Raw genomic sequence first — 19,611 nt, 5'->3', positions numbered from 1 at the left:
CCTACACGCCGGGGTCCACGCCGTCTTACCGGAGCGGGGTCACCCCTGGGACTCGAGGTCGAGCAGGTACCGCTTGCGCTCGGGGTGCGCACCGTAGTGGCCGGGTGTTCCGTCCGCCCGCACGACCCGATGCACCGGGACGATGATCGAGAAAGGGGTGTGGCGGCAGGCCGTCCCCACGGCGCGCGCCGCCCCCGGGTGCCCGGCCAGAACGGCGACTTCGCCGTAGCTCAGGGTCTGCCCCCATTCGATCTCGCTGATCACCTGCAGAGCCGTCCGCGCGAAACCCGACGTCAGGCGCCAGTCGAACGGCAGATGCTCATCGAACCGCACGGGTACGCCGTCGAAGTAGTCGTCGAGCACGGAGACCAGATCGTCGGCGGCACCGGGGTCGGGTTCGGGAGCCGCCTGCAACTGCTGGGCCACGTTCTCGAGCAGCCACGGAACCGAGGGGTCTGCCGCCTCGGAGAGGTCGAAGCGCACGATCCCCTGATCCGAGAAGACCGCGAGCGCGTCGCCGAACGGCGTGGGGGCGAAGTCGTAGCGGAAGGTCATGGGTCCATCCTGACGCCCCCGCCTTCGTCGCGCCGAGGAGATCGGCTCGTGCGACGGCTTCCGTGGATCGATTGCGGCGTCGACCCGTCGTGCAGAAGGAGTGAGTGGGGCTTGCAGCCGCCCGACAGGCCTGAAATGCCGTGAAACCCGCCAGGGATACCGCGGTCGCGGCGGGTCGCGCCTAATGTGTGAGTTGTGTGGCGACGAGAAGGCAAGGCTGTGGACGACGCAGCGAACGATGCCTCGGTGACCCTCGGCGAGCTGCACGACTCGGCATCCGGTGTACAGGTCGCTCATGCGGCCGAGGCCGAGCGAACTCGACTGCGCGCAGAGGCCGCCGATCTCGGCGGAGCATCGCCGCTCGTCACGTTCCGCGACACGGTCGAGTCCGGCATCGACATCTCCAAGGCCCATCCGGGCAGCCTGCCCCAGTTCATCACGGGCAAGTCGACGCTGCTGTCGAACCTCTTCCGCGACGAGGTCGGCCTCCGCACCGCTCGACTCGCCGCGGAGCGGATCACCGCCAAGAACACCGAGCTGCGCACGGTGCGGGGCATCGAGGCCGTGCACCTCGCCGTCGGCGTCGCCGGCTGGCGCATCGGGGGAGCGGACTTCGCCGCCCCGGTCCTCCTGAGGCCGCTCGCCATCCGCAGGCACCACTCCGATTTCGAGCTGAAGCTGCAGGGGTCGTTCGAGGTCAACCCCGAGCTCGTGCGCATCGCACGCGAGCACTTCGGCATCTCGATCGACGCCGCAGCGCTCGCCGCTCTCGCCTACGACGGCGGGATCTTCAAGCCGCAGCCCGTGATCGACAGCCTGCGCGGCATCACGCGCTCCATCGACACGTTCTCGGTCACGCCGAGGCTCGTCGTCTCGACGTTCGCCGATGTCGGCGGAGCGATGTCGCGGGACGCGGTGAACCTCGATCACCACGTCCTCAACGCGCTCGGCGGTCACGTCGGCGACCGCGAACAGGTCTCCGCGCGCCGACCTGCGCCTCATCACACGGGTCCCGACGACCGCGCCCCCGCGTCCGACAACCTGCTCCTCGACGCGGATGCCGAGCAGGAGGCCGTGCTGGCCCGCATCGCCGCCGGTCACTCGCTGACGGTCGCCACCCTGCCGGGAACCGGCGGCACCCAGACGGTCATCAACGCGCTCGGAGAGCTCGTGCGCAACGGCAAGCGCGTGCTCGTGGTGTCGGCCCGACGGTCGACGCTCGACGGCGTGCGGCACCGCCTCTCCGGCATCGGCCTGGACAGCCTGGCGGTCTCGCCCGCGAGTGTCCGGCGGGATCTCGTCCGCGCGATCGGTCGGAATGAGAAGGCCACTGCGCCGAAGGTCAGCGATGTCGACGACGCGCTCGTGCGGCTGCGCACGGTGCTGCGCGACTATCGGCGCGCGCTCACCGCGCCCGCCGTGGGCACCGACGCCTCCGTCCTCGACGCGACCCGGCACCTGACGAGGCTGGCGTCGCTCCCGCATCCGCCGTCCACGACCGCCCGGCTCAGCGCCGAGACGCTTCGGCGCCTCGCCGGCGATCGGTCGGCCGCGGCATCGGCCCTCGCACAGGCAGCGCGCCTGGGCGAGTTCCGCTTCGGTCCCGACGACTCCCCCTGGTACGGCGTCACCTTCACGAGCACCGAAGCCGCGCGTGCGGCGCACGAGCTCGCCGGGCGTCTGCACGCCGACAGCGTGCCCGCGCTTCTCGAGCGCGGCTACGCCCTGATCGCCCAGACGCACATGCGCCCCTTCTCGACCATCGACGAGCTGGGGGAGTACCTGCGTCTCCTGCAGGGGATCCGGGACACTCTCGACCGGTTCAGCCCGACCGTCTTCGAACGACCGCTGGGCGAGCTCATCCAGGCGCACGGATCGCGACGCGACTCTCCGGGGATGTCGAGCGCGAACCGCCGTCGTCTCCGCCGACTCGCCAAGGAGTACGTGCGACCGGGCGTGCACATCACCGAGATGCACGAGGCGCTGCTGCGCATCCAAGCACAGCGGACCCAGTGGCAGCGGTGCGTCGATGCCGGGGTCGCCCCGGAGATACCCCTAGGGCTCGCTGAGGTGTATTCCTCCTGGCAGCGCGTCGCCGCTGAACTGTCCGAGCTCGACGCCGCTCTGGGCCGTCGCGAACCGCTGGCGTCGCTCCCGGTGGCGCGACTCGTGCGGATGCTCGCGGGTCTCGCGGCGAAGTCCGACGTGTTCGACAACCTCGTCGAGCGCGCGCAGCTGCGCGACCGTCTCGCCGAGCTCGGCCTGGAGCCCCTGCTGGCCGAACTCTCGGTGCGGCACGTGTCGGAGGCCCGCGTCGGCGACGAACTCGAGTTCGCGTGGTGGCAGTCGCTCCTCGAGCGGGCGCTGCAGGACGACCGTTCGCTGCTCGGCGCGAACACCGCCGTCGTCGATCGTCTCGAGCGCGACTTCCGTCTCGTCGACGAGGCCCACGCCGCGATGGCAGGACCGCTCCTGGCGTGGCAGCTCGCGAACCAGTGGAAGATCGCCATCGTCGACGAGCCGCAGCAATCGCAGCACCTGCGCAGCGCGCTCAAGCAGGCGAGCTCGACCACCGCCGAGATCGTCAGCGCTGCGCCGACCCTCGTCGACGTGCTCGCGCCGGTGTGGATCTCCTCGCCCTACCTGGTGCCCGAGATCCCCGACTCCGTCGAGTTCGACACCGTGCTCCTGGTGGATGCCGCTGCCATCAACCTCGCTGAAGCCGCACCGGCGATCCGGCGCGCTCGCCAGGTCGTGGCGTTCGGCGACCCGGTGACGCAGCGGCCCACCCCGTTCCACATCGCGGTCGACCCGGACGTGACGTGGGAGGCGGAGGTGCCTTTCGACGCCGTCTCGGTGTTCGAGCGCCTGTCCGCACTGCTTCCGGTGATGACGCTGACGCGCAGCTACCGCGCCGGCGGCGAGGACCTCGCCGAGCTGATCAACGACGCCTTCTACGGCGGCGAGATCGTGTCGCTGCCGTGGGCAGGGTCGTACCTCGGACGCGGCAGCCTGACCGTGGATTACGTCGAGGGCGGCACCGGGGCTCCGGATCCGATCTCGGGCGCGGTCGAGAGTCCCGACGCCGAGGTCGCCCGCGTGGTGACCCTGGTCGTCGAGCACGCCGTGCACCGCCCGGAGGAGTCGCTCATGGTCGTCACGGCCAGTCGGCGCCACGCCGAGCGGGTGCGCGCCGCCGTGACCTCGGCGTTCGCCGGGCGCTCCGACGTGGCGGACTTCGTCGGTCGCGACACCGCAGAGCCCTTCGCCGTCCTCACGCTCGAGGAGTCCGTGGCGGAGAGCCGCGACCGGGTGATCCTGTCGCTCGGCTTCGGCCTCACCAAGCACGGCCGCGTCCTGAGCGACTTCGGCGACCTGTCGACCCCCGACGGCGAGAGGCTCCTGACCGTCGGTATGACCCGCGCTCGGCGATCCATGGTGATCGTGTCGTCGATCCGCCCGTCGGCGTTCGACGACGGGCGTCTGGAGTACGGCGCGGCGACGCTCATGTCGATCCTCGGCGGCCTCGCCTCGCGCAGCCGCGACGCCCGACTGGAGGACCTCGCCGATCCGCTGACCCTCGCCCTCGCGCGCGAGCTCCGTCGTCTCGGCGCGGCGGTCGACGTCGACTACCGCGGCCTGCTGCCGCTCGTCGCGCAGCACGGCGGCAAGGCCGTCGTCATCGAGTGCGACCCCGAGACCCGCGGCGAGTCGCTGCGCGAGACCCTGCGGCTGAGGCCGCACGTGCTCCGCCGCCTCGGCTGGCACTACGTGCGCGTTCACGCCTTCGATCTCTACAGCGACCCGGTCACCGCGGCGACCCGCATCGCCGGAGTCCTCGGCATCTCACCGTCGGCTCCGCGCGCCGAGGACGACACGCAGCCGATCGACATCGTCGACCCCCGCAATGGCTGACGACCCCGAGCAGGGTGAGCAGGGCGATCAGCGGCAGAAGGTCGTCCGCGTGCCGGGCTCCCGTCGCGCGCGCCTGACGCCCGTCTCCGGGTCCGACCCGGCCCCAGAGACGGCGGAGCGGCGGCAGTCACCGGCATCCGCCCCCCGGGGGCCGAGGGGTCCGAACGACGAGCGGATGCTCGGAGACGTGCCGCCGCACTATTGAGCGGCGCTCTGCCGCCCGGCGGGCATCACTCCCGGGCGCTGTTGCGCGCGAGCAGGTCGCGGATCTCGATGAGCAGCTCGGTCTCGGTCGCCGCTGCCGGCTCCTCCTGCGGCTCCTCGGCCGGGGTGCCCTTGCGCGCCTCGACGTGGGCCTTGAACGTGTTCATGGGGAGCACGAAGACGAAGTACACGACCGCGGCAACGGCGAGGAAGCTGATGACCGCGGAGATCAGATCGCCGAGCGGGAAGGTGACGTCGTTCCCGTAGATGTTCTTCACCGTCGGGCCGAAGTCGCCGGCGGCGTCGGCCTCGAAGAAGAGGGCCACGAGCGGATTGATGAGGCTGTTCACGACGGCGGTGACGATCGCCGTGAACGCCGTGCCGATCACGACGGCGACGGCCAGGTCGATCACGTTGCCGCGGAGCAGGAAGTCCTTGAAGCCTTTGAGCATGAGAGTTCTCCGATCGGTCGTGCGTCAGGAAGAGGCGGGTGCCGCAGCAGGCGCCGCGGTCGTGCTCGATGACGACTCAGACTTCGATGATGCCGAAGCATCCTTCTTCGCTCCAGAGCCGCCTCGCGAGTCGGTGCGATAGAAGCCGGATCCGTTGAAGGTCACGCCGATCGATCCGTACTGCTTGCGCAGCTCGCCTCCGCACTCAGGGCAGACCGTCAGCGCGTCGTCGGAGAAGCTCTGCACGGCGTCGAAGGCGTGGCCGCAGGAGCGGCAGGCATAGGCGTAGGTGGGCATGGGGGTCCTCGTCGGTCAGCGTCGCGTCGGCGACAGGAGAAGAGTCTGGGTCGGTGTCACGACACCGTTCACCGGCTGGTCGTGCACCTCGCGCGGCAGGGAGTCGAGCACCTCGGAATCATAGATCACGGCGTAGACAGGAGGGCATTTCTCCATCGAGCCGATGGTCTTGTCGAAGTAGCCGCGACCCCACCCCATGCGCATGCCGGTGCGGTCGACGGCTGCGGCGGGGATGATCATGAGATCGACGTCGTTGACGGCGATCGGACCGAGGACCTCGCCGGTGGGCTCGGGCAGTCCGAACAGGCCCTCGGAGATCTCGTCGTCGTCGCTCGCGACGGCCCAGTCGAGGAGTCCGTCCGCGCGGGTGACGGGGAGCAGCACGCGGATGCCTCGGCGCACGGCCGCCTTCACGAACTCCCTGGTGCCCGGTTCGGTCGTGGTCGACAGGAAGCACGAGATGGACGCGGCGCCGAGCTCGGCGATGAGGTCGTCCAGCCGTTCGGCGATGGCGGATGCCGCGCTCTCGCGCTGTGCATCGCTCAGCAGCTGTCGCCGCTCGCGGAGTTCCGCGCGGAGTGCGCGCTTCTCGTGCTCGACGTCGTTCGCCATGCTCAGAGTCTACGGCGGTGCGCCCGCTAGGCTGAGGGGATGGGCACCCAGAAGATGAAAGCCGTGATCCCCGCAGCCGGATTGGGAACACGATTCCTGCCGGCGACGAAGGCGATGCCGAAGGAGATGCTCCCCGTCGTCGACAAGCCGGCGATCCAGTACGTCGTCGAGGAAGCGGCGAATGCGGGCATCGAGGACATCCTCGTCATCATCGGGCGCAACAAGAACGCGATCTCGAACCACTTCGACTCGGTGCCGGAGCTCGAGGTGAAGCTCATGGAGAAGGGCGACACCGGGCGCCTCGAGCGCGTCATGAAGTCGAGCGACCTCGCCGACATCCACTTCGTTCGTCAGGGCGAGCCCAAGGGCCTCGGGCACGCCGTGCTCCGCGCGCGCACTCACGTCGGCGACAGCTCGTTCGCGGTGCTGCTCGGTGACGACCTCATGGACGAGCGCGACCCGCTGCTGACCGAGATGATCGCCGAGCATGAGCGCACCGGTGCGGCCGTCGTCGCCCTCATGGAGGTCGACCCCGCCAACATCCACATGTACGGCGCCGCCGCCGTCGAGGAGCTCGAGGGATCGGATGCCGTGCGCGTCACCGGTCTCGTCGAGAAGCCCGCACAGGAGGACGCCCCGTCGAACCTCGCCATCATCGGCCGCTACGTGCTGCCGGCATCCGTATTCGACGTGCTCGAGCGCACGGAGCCGGGCAAGGGCGGCGAGATCCAGCTGACCGACGCGCTGCAGGAACTGGCGACCGACCCGAACGGTCCCGGGGTCGCCGGCGTGATCTTCCGTGGGCGGCGCTACGACACGGGAGACCGTGTCGACTACATCAAGGCCATCGTGCAGCTCGCCTCCGACCGTGACGACCTCGGGCCCGAGCTTCGGCCCTGGCTGAAGGACTTCGCGGAACGCCTCTAGGCGCGACGTGGGCGTCGGGAGCATTCTGATGGATCAGGCGACGGGGATGCGGCACGGCCCGATCGAAGTGCGCCTGGTCCGATCACGGGACGCGCGGCCGCTGCAGCACGAGCTGCTGTCGAACCGCGCCTGGTTGCAGCCGTGGGAGGCCACCGTGCCTCACGGCTCTGTGTCGTTCGACATGCGTCTCAGCATCCGCCGCCTCCTGCAGCAGTACCGCGACGGCGGAGGGTATCCCTTCGTCATGGAGTACGACGGAGAGATCGCTGGTCAGCTCAACGTGTGGGGCGTCGCTCGAGGGTCGCTGTGCTCGGCGACGATCGGCTATTGGGTCAGTGAACGCTTCGCCGGTCGGGGAGTCACGCCGACGGCCGTCGCGCTCGCGACCGACGCCTGCTTCACCGAGTACGGACTGCATCGCATGGAGATCTGCATCCGTCCGGAGAACGCGGCGAGCCTGCGCGTCGTGCAGAAGCTCGGCTTCCGATACGAGGGCCTGCGGCGCCGGTACATCCACATCGACGGTGACTGGCGCGATCACTACGCCTTCGCGCTGACACGGGAGGACGTGCCGCAGGGTGTGCTCGCCAGATGGCTGAACGGTCAGGTTCCGGTGCACGCGGCGGACGTGCCGCCCACCGACCGCCTGTCGATCTGATCCCGGATCACGGCGAATCCGCTCGCGACACGCGCCCTCACTGAGCGCGCGCGCGAACGGTGTTCCCGTACCGTTGTCGACATGGACGGGCCGGTGCTGAGCGGGGGAGTGATCGTGCTCGTCGCCGTGCTCCTGTGGCTGCTGTATCTGCTGCCCTCCTGGCGCGGGCGCTTCCAGTACGATGCCGCCGAGCGCAACGCCGTTCGCCTCAATCAAGCCCTCCGAGTGCTGGCCGAGACCAGCGAGACGCCCGGGGAGGTTCGCCTCGAGCTGAACGCACGCACCGCACTCGCGCAGCAGAAGCTCGCCAAGCGGCTCCAGTCGGAGAAGGAGGCGGCGGAGCTCGCCGTGCTCCGCGAGCAGCTCGCCGCCGCCAAGGCCGACCCGGTGGTGCGACAGGCCCGCGCGCGTCGGCGGGTGCGGATCGCCTCCTCGTCTCTCGTGCTTCTCGGACTCGTCGTGACCGGCCTCGGGGTCTGGCAGTTCATCGCCGCTCAGGCGCAGCTCCTGCTGTGGGTGGGCGGGGCGGCTGTCCTGATCGGTGCGGTGCTGCTGCAGCGCATGGCGTCGGTGGCCGGTCGTGCCGTCCGCCGAACAGCGGCGCACCAGGAAATGGAGGTGCGCGAACGCGTGTCGCCGCCCCTCCACGACCAGGGGCGCGCCACCTGGACCCCCCGTCACCTGCCGGAGCCGCTCGTGTCGGTGACCGGTTCCCGCGCTCAGACGGCACGCGCCGAAATGGACGCTCAGGAGGAGCTCCGTAAGGCCACCCGCCTGGCGGAGCTGCGCGAGCGCGCAGAGCGCATGGCGCCCGAGGCTCCCGTTCGCCTTCCCGCGCGGCAGAGCGAGCCGGCGGCCGCTGCGGCGTCGCCGTACGCACGGATGGGCTTCGTCGACGATGCGGAGATCGAAGCACACGTGCGGGAACTGCTCGCGAAGAGGGCTGCGGGGTGACCCCGCGGACGCAGCCACCTCGTCGAGCGTGATAACGTAGTGGAGGTTCACGGGCCTATGGCGCAGTTGGTAGCGCGCCTCGTTCGCATCGAGGAGGTCAGGGGTTCGAATCCCCTTAGGTCCACCGTGAGAAGGTCCCCCGGTCAGCCCGGGGGACCTTCGTCTTTGCGGAGGTCTGCAGTGCTCAGCGCGAAGCGAGACCCGCCAGCAGCTCCAGCACGCACAATGCAGCGAGCCTGACGGTCCGCCCGTCCTCGGCGTCGGCCGTTGCGTCGACCTCCGCGAGGTCGGCGCTCACGACACGGTCGTCGGCGGCCACCGCTCTCGTGAGCGCACGCAGCTCCCACGCGGCCAGTCCGCCTGGCACGCTCGCCGGGCACCCGGGGGCGACCGAGCGATCGCAGACGTCCACATCGATGTCGAGGTGAACGCGGGCCGCGTCGCCGGACCCCGCGATCTCCAGCGCTTCCACCACGACGTCGGCGGCGCCCCGCCGTCGTACCTCGTCGAGTGTGATGACGCGGATGCCCCACTCCGCCGCGCGCCGCGCATAGGCGGCCGAATTCGCGAAGTCCGCGATGCCGATCTGAACGACTCTCGACGGATCGATGCGGGTCGTGTCGACCGTCGAGCCCTTCGGGGTGTCTTCGACGAGACGACGCACGGGTGTGCCGTTCGAGACGCCGTCGCGCAGATCGAAGTGTGCGTCGAACGTGATGAGGCCCGTGGCCCGCGAACCGAGAGCGACGGGGTAGGTGAGCGAGTTGTCGCCGCCCAGAGCGATCACGAGTCGGGCGTCCTCGGAGAGCTCCCGCACGCGGGCGATGGTCTCGGCCTCGCCCTCGTCGCCGTCGGGTTCGGCGATGTCGCCGGCATCCGCGATCCTCAGAATCTCCCCGAGGTCGACGATCGGCGGTCCGAGCACGGTCGTGCCGTAGCGGGGGAGCGCCTCCCGGATCGCCGCAGGCGTCGCGTGCGCACCGGTCGGCGAGAGCGAGGTGCGCCACGTCGGAACGCCGAGCAGGACGGCGTCCGCTTCTCCGTCGACGGCGGGCCAGGAGCCGGCCCGGGGCCAGAGAGGATCGTGTGAGAGGGCCATGGCTGCTCCTGTCAGGCGCCCGGGATGAGTGCGTGCGCGATCGCGAAGATCGCGAGGCCCGCGAGGGCGCCCACGACCGTGCCGTTGAGGCGGATGTACTGCAGGTCGCGACCGACCATCAGCTCGATCTTCTCGGTCGTCTCGGCGGGATCCCAGCGCTCGACGGTGTCGGTGATGATCGACGCGATGTCGTGCCGATAGCGGTCGACGAGGAACACGGCCGCATCGGAGACCCAGGTGTCGACGCGACCCTGCAGCGCGGCATCCGTCGCCAGCCTCTCGCCGACCTCCTGCAGCGCCTGCACGGCGCGTCGGCGCAGACCGCTCTCGGGGTCGGCGAGCGAGGCGAGGAGTCCGTTCTTCGCCGTGTTCCACGCCTCGGCAGCCAGCGTGCCGACGCGGGGACTGTCGAACAGCGATGCCTTCGCGTTCTCGAGCTTCTCGCGCGTCGCCGGATCGTTCTGCAGATTGTCGGCGAGCCGGGCGAGGTATCCGTCGATCGCGACGCGCGCGGGGTGTCTCGGGTCGTCGTGCACAGCCCGGACGAACTTCACCGCCTCGTTGTAGGCGGTGTCGTCGACGAAGCGGTGCGCGAGCTTCGGCACCCAGCCGGGGAGTCGGCGCGAGATGAGTCCCGAGAAGGAGGCCGCGTTCGCGTCGAGCCAGCGGCCGACCGTGTCGACGGCGAGGTCCACGGCACCCTGATGAGCGTCAGCCTCGACGATCTTCTCGAGCCACTGGCCGGCGGGCGGCCCCCATTCCGGGGAGACGAGATGCTCGCGGGCGAGGTCGGTGATGAGGTCGCGCACGTCGTCGTCGCTCAGGGCGTTCAGGACGGCGGTGGCGATCGTCGCCCCTTCCGCGCCGACGCGCTCGGCGTGCTGAGGCTCGCGCAACCACTCGCCGCCGCGCCGCGCGATCGCGGTGGTCGACAGCTTCGCCCGCACGACCGATCCCTCGAGGAAGTTCGTCTCGACGAACTCGCCGAGCGTGCGGCCGATCTCGTCCTTGCGGCTCGGGATGATCGCGGTGTGCGGGATGGGCAGCCCGAGCGGACGACGGAACAGCGCCGTCACGGCGAACCAGTCCGCGAGCGCGCCGACCATTCCGCCCTCGGCCGCCGCGCGCACGTAGGCGAGCAAGGGTTGACGCTCCTGCAGCCAGAACGCGATCACGAACAGCACGGCCATGAAGATCAGCGCGCCGAGCGCGACGGCTTTCATCCGACGCAGCGCGAGGCGTCGTTCCTGGTCGGCGGGAGAGAGCAGCGCCATCGGTGTTCGCGGCATGACGTCATCCTTTCACGCGCAGCGGCGTGGAGAGCGGTCCTGAACCCGTACAGGAGCGAGCGCATGGGCGCCTGGGGCGCGTACGCTCGAAGCGTGATCGAAGACATCAAGAAGCGCGCCCTGCACCGCACCAGCATCCTGGAGGGTCAGATGCGCGGCGTCGCGCGGATGATCGAGAACGAGGACTACTGCATGGACATCATCACGCAGTCCAGGGCCATCCAGCGCTCGCTGGAGTCCCTCAATCGCCTCCTGCTGGAGAACCACCTGCGCACGCACGTGACGCACATGTTCGAGGAGGGCGGCGACGAGCGCGACAAGGCCGTCGACGAGCTGTTGAAGGCGTTCGACTTCAGCAGCAAGTGACGGCCCCGGCGCACCGCTCGATCTAGCGACCGCCGCCGAACACCTCTCCCTCCATGGCGTCGTAGCCCTCGGCCTGCGGGTCGCCGTGCGAGCCGCCGGACAGCGCATACTCCTCCTCCGGGGAGAGCACGAGCCGGTGCCGGAAGAACAGCCCGAAGCCCAGCAGGATCACCACGTACACGATCGCGATGGCGATGATCGCGGGGCCGAACGTCGGATTGAGCAGGAACCCGAGGAAGATCAGCGCCGCGATCACCAGCGCGATCGCCGCACCGGGTACGCCCCACGGGCTGCGGTAGGGGCGGTCGACGTTCGGGTACTTGCGCCGCAGGATCATGAACGAGATCAGCTGCAGGGCGTAGGCGAGCACCGCGCCCCACACGGCGATGTTCAGCACGATCGCACCGGCGACGGTCCCCGCGCCCTCCGCGTCGAGCGCGGCCAGCACGTCGAGCACGATGAGGGCGACGAAGCCGATCGCCGCGCCCACGACCAGCGCGACCCACGGCGTCTGCCGCTTGCCGGTGAGCGACAGGAAGCGCGGGTAGTAGCCGGCGCGGGACAGCGAGTACATGTTGCGGCCGTAGGCGAACATGATGCCCTGCAGCGAGGCGAGCAGACCGATCAGGGCGAACAGCGCGAGCACGGCGGCCAGCTGGTCGCCCACGATCGCGCGGAATCCGTCGAGCAGCGGCTCTCCGGCCGTACCGGTCGCCTCGGCGCCGATCACCCCGGTGTTGAGGAACAGCACCAGGAGTCCGGTCACGATGAGCGTGCCGCGGGCCCAGAAGCCGGCCTTCGGAATGTCGCGGGTCGGGTTGTGCGACTCCTCGGCGGCCAGAGGCAGCTCTTCGATCCCGAGGAAGAACCACATCGCGAAGGGCAGTGCGAAGAGGATCGGAAGCACGCCGTGGGGGAGGAACGTCGACTGGCCCTCGTCGGGGGCGATGTCCCACAGTGCGTCCCAGCTGAAGGCGCCGGAGAACAGGGCCATCGCCGAGAACACGAGGATGATGCCGATCGAGATCACCGACACGACGATCGCGAAGCGGAACGAGATCGCGGCGCCCGCAGAGTTCAGGGCGATGAAGACGACGTAGAGGATGAGGTACCAGACCCACCCCGGCAGGACGAGGCCCAGCAGCTCGCTCGTGATCCCGTTGGCGTACGATGCCGAGAAATACACGATCACGGCAGTCGTCGCGACGTACTCGATCGTCTCGGCGGCTCCCGTGACCAGGCCGCCCCAGGGGCCCATCGCCGAGCGGGCGAAGGAGTATGCGCCGCCGGTGTGCGGCATCGCCGCGGCCATCTCGCCGATCGAGAAGATCATGCCGTAGTACATGATCACGAGGATCACGAAGGCGATCAGCATCCCGCCGAAGCCGGCGAAGTCGATGCCGAAGTTCCATCCCGAGAAGTCGCCCGAGATGACGGCGGCCACCGCGAGGCCCCACAGCCCCCAGACGCCGGCGGATCGCTTGAGGGTCCGCTTCTCGAAGTACTCGCTCCCCGCCCGGGTATAGGTCGCCCCGGCGACCTTGCGGGACTCACTGCTCTGACCAGACATCCGCTCTCCGCTCGCTCGCGTGCCGGCACCGGGTGTGCGCCTTGCGGATGATTGTGACAGTCAATGGTGGTTTCGTCTACCTTTAAACGACGAGGTCATCTACTCTGAGGGCGAAGCCGATCGGCCGATCGCTTCACCGCAGGAGAACGGAGCGTGGGATGTCGGGCAATCTGAGCATCGACCAGCTGGACGCCGGCATCGCCGCCGGCCAGATCGACACGGTGATCGTCGCCTTCGCGGACGCGCAGGGCCGACTCGTCGGCAAGCGCGTGTCGGCGCGGCTGTTCCAGGAGGACATCCTGCACCACGGCGCCGAGGCCTGCGACTACCTCCTCTCGGTGGACGTCGACATGAACACGGTCCACGGCTACGCGATGTCGGGCTGGGATCGCGGCTACGGAGACATGGTGCTGAGACCCGATGCAGAGACGCTGCGCCGCATCCCGTGGCTCGACGGCACCGCGCTCGTGATGGCCGACCTGGTCTGGCAGAACGGCGAGCCGGTCGGGCCGTCTCCGCGAGCGATTCTCGACCGGCAGCGCGACCGGCTGGCCGAGCGCGGCTGGACCGGCTACTCGGGCACGGAGCTCGAGTTCATCGTGTTCGAGAACACCTACCGCGACGCCTGGGCCCGCAAGTACGAGGGGCTCACCCCCGCGACCGACTACAACGTCGACTACAACCTGCTGGCCTCGACGCGCATGGAGCCGCTGCTGCGCGACATCCGCAACAGCATGGACGGCGCCGGCATGTACTGCGAGGGCGTGAAGGGCGAGTGCAACTTCGGGCAGCAGGAGATCGCGTTCCGCTACGCCGAGGTGCGCGAGACGGCCGATCAGCATGCGATCTACAAGAACGGCGCCAAGGAGATCGCGGGCAAGCACGGGCAGGCGATCACCTTCATGGCCAAGTTCAACGAGCGCGAGGGCAACAGCTGCCACATCCACCTGTCGCTGCGCGATCGGTCGGGTGCGCCGGTCATGGCCGGCGACGGCGAGCATGGCTTCAGTCCCGTCATGGAGCACTGGATCGCCGGCATCCTCGCCACTCTGCGCGAGTTCACGCTGCTCTACGCGCCGAACATCAACTCGTACAAGCGCTTCGCGAAGGGCAGCTTCGCGCCCACCGGAGTCGCCTGGGGCATCGACAACCGCACCTGCGCGCTGCGCGTCGTCGGACACGGATCGGCGCTGCGCGTCGAGAACCGCGTCCCGGGCGGCGACGTGAACCCCTACCTCGGCATCGCGGCGATCATCGCCGGCGGGCTCTACGGCATCGAGAACGAGCTGCCCCTTCCCGAGCGCTTCACCGGAAACGCCTACGAGGACGCCGTCGACCACCTGCCGACCACGCTGCGCGAGGCCGCACAGCTGTTCCGCGAATCGACGATCGCACGACAGGCATTCGGCGACGACGTCGTCGACCACTACCTCAATCAGGCGCGCATCGAGCTCGAGGCCTACGACGCAGCCGTCACCGACTGGGAGCGCATCCGTGGTTTCGAACGACTCTGACGTGGCTGCCGAGGGATCCGGCCGCGCGCCGATCATCGGCGTCACGACCTACCTCGAGCGCGCGCAGCAGGGGGTGTGGGACGTCAGGGCGGCGTTCCTCCCCGAGCAGTACCTGACCGGGGTGACCGACTCAGGCGGCATCGCGCTGCTCCTCCCTCCGCAGGATCCGGATGCTGCGGACGCGGCGATCGCCGGGATGGACGGTCTCGTCCTCTCCGGCGGAGCGGACGTGGCGCCCGAGCTCTACGGCGAGGAGCGGCATCCGCTCACCGACCCGGCACGGGTCGACCGCGACGCGTGGGAGCTCGCCCTGTTCCGTGCGGCGGAGCGTCGCCGCATCCCCGTGCTCGCGATCTGCCGCGGACTGCAGCTCGTCAACGTGGCCCGTGGCGGCACGCTGCAGCAGCACCTGCCCGAGTCGCTCGGCACCGAGAAGTACCGCATCGGCGGCGGGGTGTACGCCGAGAACGAGGTCGAGATCGCGGAGGACACGCCCTTCGCCGACATCATCCGCGAGAGCGACATGACGGTGCACAGCTATCACCATCAGGGGATCGACCGACTCGGCGAAGGTCTCGTCGCAGCCGCCCACTCCGACGACGGCCTCGTGCAGGCGTTCGTCGACACCGACGGCGGCCATGTCGTCGGCGTGCAATGGCATCCCGAGGAGAACGCCGAGGACCGGCGTCTCTTCGCCGACCTCGTCTCGCAGGCGCGCGCGTTCGCCGCGCGCAGGAAGGAGAGCGCCCGATGAGCGCCTTCACCGTGATCGACCCCTCCACCGGCGCAGCCATCCGCGAGGTGCCGTGCGCTGACGCGGGGGAGACGGACGCCGCGATCGCTCGCGCCGTCGCCGCGCAGCGTCGCTGGGCCGCACTCGCACCCGTCGCGCGGGCCGATGCGCTGCGATCGTTCGCCAGGGCCGTCGAGGGCGCGACCGAGGAGCTCGCGCAGCTGGAGGTGCGCAACTCCGGGCACCCCATCGGGTCGGCCCGCTGGGAGGCCGCGCACGTCGCGCAGGTTCTCAACTACTACTCCGCCGACCCGGAGCGGCTGTCCGGTCGGCAGATCCCTGTCGCGGGCGGGCTCGACGTCACGTTCCACGACCCGTACGGCGTGGTCGGCGTGATCGTCCCCTGGAACTTCCCGATGACCATCGCCGCCTGGGCGTTCGCGCCGGCGCTCGCCGCGGGGAACGCCGTGGTTCTCAAGCCCGCCGAGCTGACCCCGCTGACCGCGATCCGTCTCGGTCAGCTCGCGCTCGAAGCGGGCCTCCCCGAGGGACTGTTCCAGGTCGTGACGGGCTCGGGCTCGGTCGTCGGGCAGCGGCTCGTCGAACATCCCGACGTCCGCAAGGTCGTCTTCACCGGGTCGACCGAGGTGGGGATCGAGGTCGCCGCAGCATGCGCGCGGGCGCTCAAGCCCGTGACCCTGGAGCTGGGCGGCAAGAGCGCGAACATCGTGTTCGACGACGCCGACCTCGAGAGGGCCGCCGCCGCCGTGCCCGGTTCGGTGTTCGACAACGCCGGGCAGGACTGCTGCGCGCGCAGTCGCCTGCTCGTGCAGCGCTCGGTGTACGACCGGTTCCTCGAACTGCTCGAACCCGCAGTGGCGGCGTGGCGGGTGGGGGATCCGTCGAGCACCGAGACCGACATGGGGCCGCTCATCTCCGCCGGTCACCGCGACACCGTGGCGTCGTTCCTCGACGGAGCGGACATCGCGTTCCGCGGCAGCGCCCCGCAGGGCGACGGGTTCTGGTTCGCGCCGGCCGTCGTGCTCGCCGACCCCGGCGACCGGATCGCGCAGCAGGAGGTGTTCGGCCCGGTCGTCGCCGTCATGCCGTTCGACGACGAGGCCGACGCCATCCGTCTCGCGAACGACACGATCTACGGACTCGCGGGCTCGCTGTGGACGCGGAACCTCGGTCGGGCCGTCCGTGTCTCGCGCGGCGTGCAGAGCGGAGTCCTGTCGGTGAACTCGCACTCGTCCGTGCGGTACGCCACCCCGTTCGGCGGCATGAAGGCCTCGGGCCTCGGCCGCGAACTCGGACCCGACGCGGCCGAGCATTTCACCGAGACGAAGAACGTCTTCTTCGCGACCGACGACTGACCGCGGCATCCGCCCCGACACACCCCAGCAACGGAGAGAGCAATGACCATCGATCTGACCCAGCGTCTCAAGGACCGCGTCGCCATCATCACCGGAGGCGCGAGCGGCATCGGCTTCGCCACCGCACGCCGCTTCGCCGCCGAGGGCGCGTTCGTCGTCATCGCCGACGTCGACCCCGCCACCGGCGAGAAGGCCGCGGCCGAGGTGGGCGGAGCCTTCCGACCCGTCGACGTCGCCGACGAGGCGAAGGTGAACACCCTGTTCGACGGCGTCGCCGAGGAGTTCGGCCGCATCGACATCGCGTTCAACAACGCGGGCATCTCGCCCGCGGACGACGACTCGATCGAGACCACCGAGCTCCCGGCATGGGACCGGGTGCAGGACGTGAACCTCAAGAGCGTCTACCTGTGCAGCCGCGCGGCGCTGCGCCACATGGTGCCGGCGGGTCGGGGATCGATCATCAACACCGCGTCGTTCGTCGCCCTGCTGGGGTCGGCGACCTCGCAGATCAGCTACACGGCGTCGAAGGGCGGCGTGCTCGCCATGTCGCGCGAGCTCGGCGTGCAGTTCGCCAGGCAGGGTGTGCGGGTCAATGCACTGTGCCCCGGCCCTGTGAACACTCCGCTGCTGCAGGAGCTCTTCGCGAAGGACCCCGAGCGCGCGCAGCGCCGCCTGGTGCATGTGCCGATGGGACGCTTCGCGGAGCCGGAGGAGCTGGCGGCCGCGGTCGCCTTCCTCGCCTCCGACGACTCGTCGTTCATCACGGCCAGCGCCTTCGTCGTCGACGGCGGCATCACGAACGCCTACGTCACCCCGCTGTGAGACCGGCCCATCGCGCTGTGACAGGGTGAGACCATGAGCGACCACGTCCCCGACGGCGATCTCGTCGAGGTCAGGCGAGCGGTGTACCGCCCGCTGCGGCGGGGCAACGCCCTCGAGGACGCGGTGTCGCGGCTCGTGCAGACCATCCGGCTCGGTGTGGTCGCGCCGGGGGAGTCGCTTCCTCCCGAGCGCGAGCTCGCGGCATCCTTCGGCGTCAGCCGTGACACCGTGCGCGACGCCATCAGGGAGCTCGCCGACACCGGCTACCTCGTGCCGAAGCGGGGCCGGTACGGCGGCACCTTCGTCGCCGACCCGCTGCCGCACCCCTCGGATGCCGAGGCTGTGACGCCCGCCGACATCGACGACGTCTTGGGCCTCCGGCGGGTGCTCGAGACCGGCGCCGCGCGGGCCGCCGCGGGGCGCTCCCTCGACGCCGCCGTGCGCGCCGACCTCTGGGCACGGCACGAGGCTGCGCTACCGGCGGGGCCCGACGAGTACCGCCGCCTGGACACCCTGCTGCACCTCGCGATCGCGGAGGCCGCCGGCATCCCCTCGCTCGTCGCACTGGTCGCCGAGAACCGGGCATCGGTGAACGTCTGGCTCGACACCTTTCCGCTGCTGCCGCGAAACATCCAGCACTCGGGCGAGCAGCACGAGCGCATCGTCTCTGCGATCCTCGCCGGCAGACCGGATGCCGCCGAGGCGGCCATGAACGACCACCTCGCCGGGTCCGAAGCCCTGCTCCGCGGATTCCTCGTCTAGCCCGCGGCGCGCTCGGCCCCGTTCGGTTGGCACCTCTCGTCGCAATTCCGGGCGAATTGCGACACGAGGTGCCAACTGAACAGGTGGTGCGACCGACGCTCGTCTAATTCGCCGCGTGCTCGTCGGCGACCGTGAGGGCGTCGTCGAGCACCGCGAGGCCGCGGACGAGGTCGTCCTCCGAGATCACCAGCGGCGGTGCGACGTGCATGCGGTTGAAGTGCGTGAACGGCCAGACGCCGGCCTTCTTCGCCGCGGCCGCGAAGGCGGTCATCGGCGCGGCATCCGCACCCGATGCGTTGAACGGCACGAGCGGCTCGTGCGTCTCCTTGTCGCGCACGAGCTCGACGGCCCAGAACAGCCCGCGACCGCGCACCTCGCCGACGCTCGGGTGGGATTCGACCCACGAGCGCAGCGTGGGCTCGACGATGCGCTCGCCGAGGTCGCGCACGCGCTCCAGGATGCCGTCGCGGCGGAACACCTCGAACGTCGCCACCCCGGCGGCGCATGCGAGCGGGTGCCCCGAGTAGGTGAGTCCGCCGGCGAACGGCGTCGTCTCGAATGCCTTCGCGATGCGCTCGGAGATCACGACGCCGCCGAGCGGCACGTAGCCGGAGTTGACGCCCTTCGCGAAGGTGATGAGGTCGGGCCGCGCGTCGAACGCGTCGACGCCGAACCACTCGCCGAGGCGCCCGAACCCGACCATGACCTCGTCGGCGATGTACACGATGCCGTAGCGGTCGCACAGCTCGCGCACGCCTCGCAGGTAGCCGGGCGGCGGCACGAGCACGCCGTTCGTGCCGACGACGGTCTCGATGATGATCGCCGCGACGGTGCCGGGGCCTTCGAGCTGGATCGTCTGCTCGAGGTGGGCGAGGGCGCGCTCCGACTCCTGCTCGAGGGTCTCGGAGTGGAAGGGGGAGCGGTACAGGTACGGACCGAAGAACCGGACGGAGCCCGAGTCGACGGTGTCGTTCGCCCAGCGCCGCGGGTCGCCCGTGAGCGAGATCGCGGTCGAGGTGGAGCCGTGGTAGCTGCGGTACATCGACAGCACCTTGCGGCGCCCGGTCGTCTGGCGCGCCATCCGCACCGCGTACTCGTTCGCCTCGGCGCCGCCGTTGGTGAAGAACACCTTCTGGAAGCCCTCGGGCGCGACCTCGACGATGAGGCGCGCGAGTTCGCCGCGCACGTCGTTCGCCATCGCGGGCTGGATCGTCGCGAGGCGCCCGGCCTGCTGCTGGATCGCTGACACGAGATCCGGATGCTGGTGCCCGAGGTTCAGGTTCACCAGCTGGCTGGAGAAGTCGAGGTAGGCGTTTCCGGCGTAGTCCCAGAAGGTCGACCCCTCACCCGCGGCGACGGGGAGCGGATCGATGAGGCCCTGTGCGCTCCAGGAGTGGAACACGTGCCCGCGGTCGTCGGCGCGCACCTGCGCCTCGGCGTCGGGGGCCGGCAGCTCGTGGGATGCGCCGTGTCGGTCGGTGAAAGCAGTCATGATCTTCTCTCCGG

The 19,611-nt window shown here is 70.0% G+C and carries 19 protein-coding genes and 1 tRNA gene; 12 read left to right on the top strand and 8 right to left on the bottom strand.

Annotated features, from left to right (window positions below; all coding sequences use genetic code 11):
* Window positions 1–39 precede the first annotated feature (39 nt).
* The gene (locus tag AUC47_RS03395) at window positions 40–555 is read right to left on the bottom strand and encodes a methylated-DNA--[protein]-cysteine S-methyltransferase (protein ID WP_096713822.1); all 516 of its coding nucleotides are present in this window, start codon (window positions 553–555) and stop codon (window positions 40–42) included.
* Window positions 556–774: 219 nt separating this feature from the next.
* Here AUC47_RS03395 and AUC47_RS03390 point away from each other — a divergent pair, with 219 nt between their 5' ends.
* A complete protein-coding gene (locus AUC47_RS03390; protein ID WP_373557846.1) occupies window positions 775–4,470 on the top strand; it encodes an AAA family ATPase in 3,696 nt (1,231 codons plus the stop codon).
* A complete protein-coding gene (locus AUC47_RS03385) occupies window positions 4,463–4,675 on the top strand; it encodes a hypothetical protein (protein ID WP_096713820.1) in 213 nt (70 codons plus the stop codon). Before AUC47_RS03390 ends, AUC47_RS03385 begins: the two co-directional genes overlap by 8 nt.
* Before the next feature lie 25 nt (window positions 4,676–4,700).
* Here the strand turns inward: AUC47_RS03385 and mscL are convergent, their stop codons facing one another.
* From mscL to AUC47_RS03370, 3 genes are read right to left on the bottom strand one after another with little or no spacing between them, the layout of a single operon-like run.
* The gene (gene mscL, locus AUC47_RS03380; RefSeq protein WP_096713819.1) at window positions 4,701–5,126 is read right to left on the bottom strand and encodes a large conductance mechanosensitive channel protein MscL; all 426 of its coding nucleotides are present in this window, start codon (window positions 5,124–5,126) and stop codon (window positions 4,701–4,703) included.
* Between the two features lie 24 nt (window positions 5,127–5,150).
* Window positions 5,151–5,423 (bottom strand): FmdB family zinc ribbon protein, encoded by a 273-nt coding sequence (locus tag AUC47_RS03375; RefSeq protein ID WP_096713818.1) that lies wholly within the window; start codon window positions 5,421–5,423, stop codon window positions 5,151–5,153.
* Window positions 5,424–5,438: 15 nt separating this feature from the next.
* Window positions 5,439–6,035 carry a 5-formyltetrahydrofolate cyclo-ligase gene (locus tag AUC47_RS03370; protein WP_096713817.1) on the bottom strand — a complete coding sequence of 199 codons (597 nt, stop codon included), beginning with the start codon at window positions 6,033–6,035 and terminating at the stop codon, window positions 5,439–5,441.
* A gap of 39 nt (window positions 6,036–6,074) precedes the next feature.
* Between AUC47_RS03370 and galU the strand changes: the two genes are divergently transcribed.
* From galU to AUC47_RS03350, 4 genes are all read left to right on the top strand, one after another.
* Window positions 6,075–6,962 (top strand): UTP--glucose-1-phosphate uridylyltransferase GalU, encoded by an 888-nt coding sequence (galU, locus tag AUC47_RS03365; protein ID WP_096713816.1) that lies wholly within the window; start codon window positions 6,075–6,077, stop codon window positions 6,960–6,962.
* Window positions 6,963–7,008: 46 nt separating this feature from the next.
* On the top strand, window positions 7,009–7,620 hold the full coding sequence (locus tag AUC47_RS03360; protein ID WP_096713862.1) for a GNAT family N-acetyltransferase: 612 nt from the start codon (window positions 7,009–7,011) through the stop codon (window positions 7,618–7,620).
* An 81-nt stretch (window positions 7,621–7,701) separates the two neighbouring features.
* A complete protein-coding gene (locus tag AUC47_RS03355) occupies window positions 7,702–8,574 on the top strand; it encodes a hypothetical protein (protein ID WP_096713815.1) in 873 nt (290 codons plus the stop codon).
* 51 nt (window positions 8,575–8,625) lie between these two features.
* Window positions 8,626–8,698: transfer RNA gene (locus AUC47_RS03350), tRNA-Ala, on the top strand.
* 60 nt (window positions 8,699–8,758) lie between these two features.
* On the opposite strand, the gene AUC47_RS03345 is transcribed toward AUC47_RS03350, so the two are convergent.
* Together AUC47_RS03345 and AUC47_RS03340 are read right to left on the bottom strand one after the other, a co-directional pair.
* Window positions 8,759–9,673, bottom strand: a complete 915-nt coding sequence (locus AUC47_RS03345; RefSeq protein WP_096713814.1) for an agmatinase family protein — start codon at window positions 9,671–9,673, stop codon at window positions 8,759–8,761.
* Window positions 9,674–9,684: 11 nt separating this feature from the next.
* A complete protein-coding gene (locus AUC47_RS03340; protein WP_096713813.1) occupies window positions 9,685–10,962 on the bottom strand; it encodes a DUF445 domain-containing protein in 1,278 nt (425 codons plus the stop codon).
* A gap of 93 nt (window positions 10,963–11,055) precedes the next feature.
* Between AUC47_RS03340 and AUC47_RS03335 the strand changes: the two genes are divergently transcribed.
* Window positions 11,056–11,328, top strand: coding sequence for a metal-sensitive transcriptional regulator (locus AUC47_RS03335; RefSeq protein ID WP_096713861.1), 273 nt, complete (start codon window positions 11,056–11,058; stop codon window positions 11,326–11,328).
* Window positions 11,329–11,350: 22 nt separating this feature from the next.
* On the opposite strand, the gene AUC47_RS03330 is transcribed toward AUC47_RS03335, so the two are convergent.
* Window positions 11,351–12,898, bottom strand: coding sequence for an amino acid permease (locus tag AUC47_RS03330; RefSeq protein ID WP_096713812.1), 1,548 nt, complete (start codon window positions 12,896–12,898; stop codon window positions 11,351–11,353).
* 158 nt (window positions 12,899–13,056) lie between these two features.
* On the opposite strand from AUC47_RS03330, the gene AUC47_RS03325 reads away from it, so the two are divergent.
* From AUC47_RS03325 to AUC47_RS03305, 5 genes are read left to right on the top strand one after another with little or no spacing between them, the layout of a single operon-like run.
* Window positions 13,057–14,412, top strand: a complete 1,356-nt coding sequence (locus AUC47_RS03325) for a glutamine synthetase family protein (protein WP_096713811.1) — start codon at window positions 13,057–13,059, stop codon at window positions 14,410–14,412.
* Window position 14,413: 1 nt separating this feature from the next.
* Window positions 14,414–15,166 carry a gamma-glutamyl-gamma-aminobutyrate hydrolase family protein gene (locus AUC47_RS03320; protein ID WP_096713810.1) on the top strand — a complete coding sequence of 251 codons (753 nt, stop codon included), beginning with the start codon at window positions 14,414–14,416 and terminating at the stop codon, window positions 15,164–15,166.
* A complete protein-coding gene (locus AUC47_RS03315) occupies window positions 15,163–16,521 on the top strand; it encodes an aldehyde dehydrogenase family protein (protein WP_096713809.1) in 1,359 nt (452 codons plus the stop codon). The genes AUC47_RS03320 and AUC47_RS03315 overlap by 4 nt, the downstream gene beginning before the upstream one ends.
* Window positions 16,522–16,563: 42 nt before the next feature.
* Window positions 16,564–17,343, top strand: a complete 780-nt coding sequence (locus tag AUC47_RS03310; protein WP_096713808.1) for a 3-oxoacyl-ACP reductase — start codon at window positions 16,564–16,566, stop codon at window positions 17,341–17,343.
* Between the two features lie 33 nt (window positions 17,344–17,376).
* Complete coding sequence (locus AUC47_RS03305; RefSeq protein WP_096713807.1) at window positions 17,377–18,105, top strand: FadR/GntR family transcriptional regulator; 729 nt, start codon at window positions 17,377–17,379, stop codon at window positions 18,103–18,105.
* Between the two features lie 103 nt (window positions 18,106–18,208).
* Here the strand turns inward: AUC47_RS03305 and AUC47_RS03300 are convergent, their stop codons facing one another.
* The gene (locus AUC47_RS03300; RefSeq protein ID WP_096713806.1) at window positions 18,209–19,597 is read right to left on the bottom strand and encodes an aspartate aminotransferase family protein; all 1,389 of its coding nucleotides are present in this window, start codon (window positions 19,595–19,597) and stop codon (window positions 18,209–18,211) included.
* Between the last annotated feature and the right edge of the window lie 14 nt (window positions 19,598–19,611).

The organism is Microbacterium sp. SZ1, assembly GCF_002362255.1.
Taxonomy (GTDB): domain Bacteria; phylum Actinomycetota; class Actinomycetes; order Actinomycetales; family Microbacteriaceae; genus Microbacterium.
Note: the sequence above shows the minus strand (reverse complement) of the source record. Positions and strands in the feature narration are given on the sequence as shown.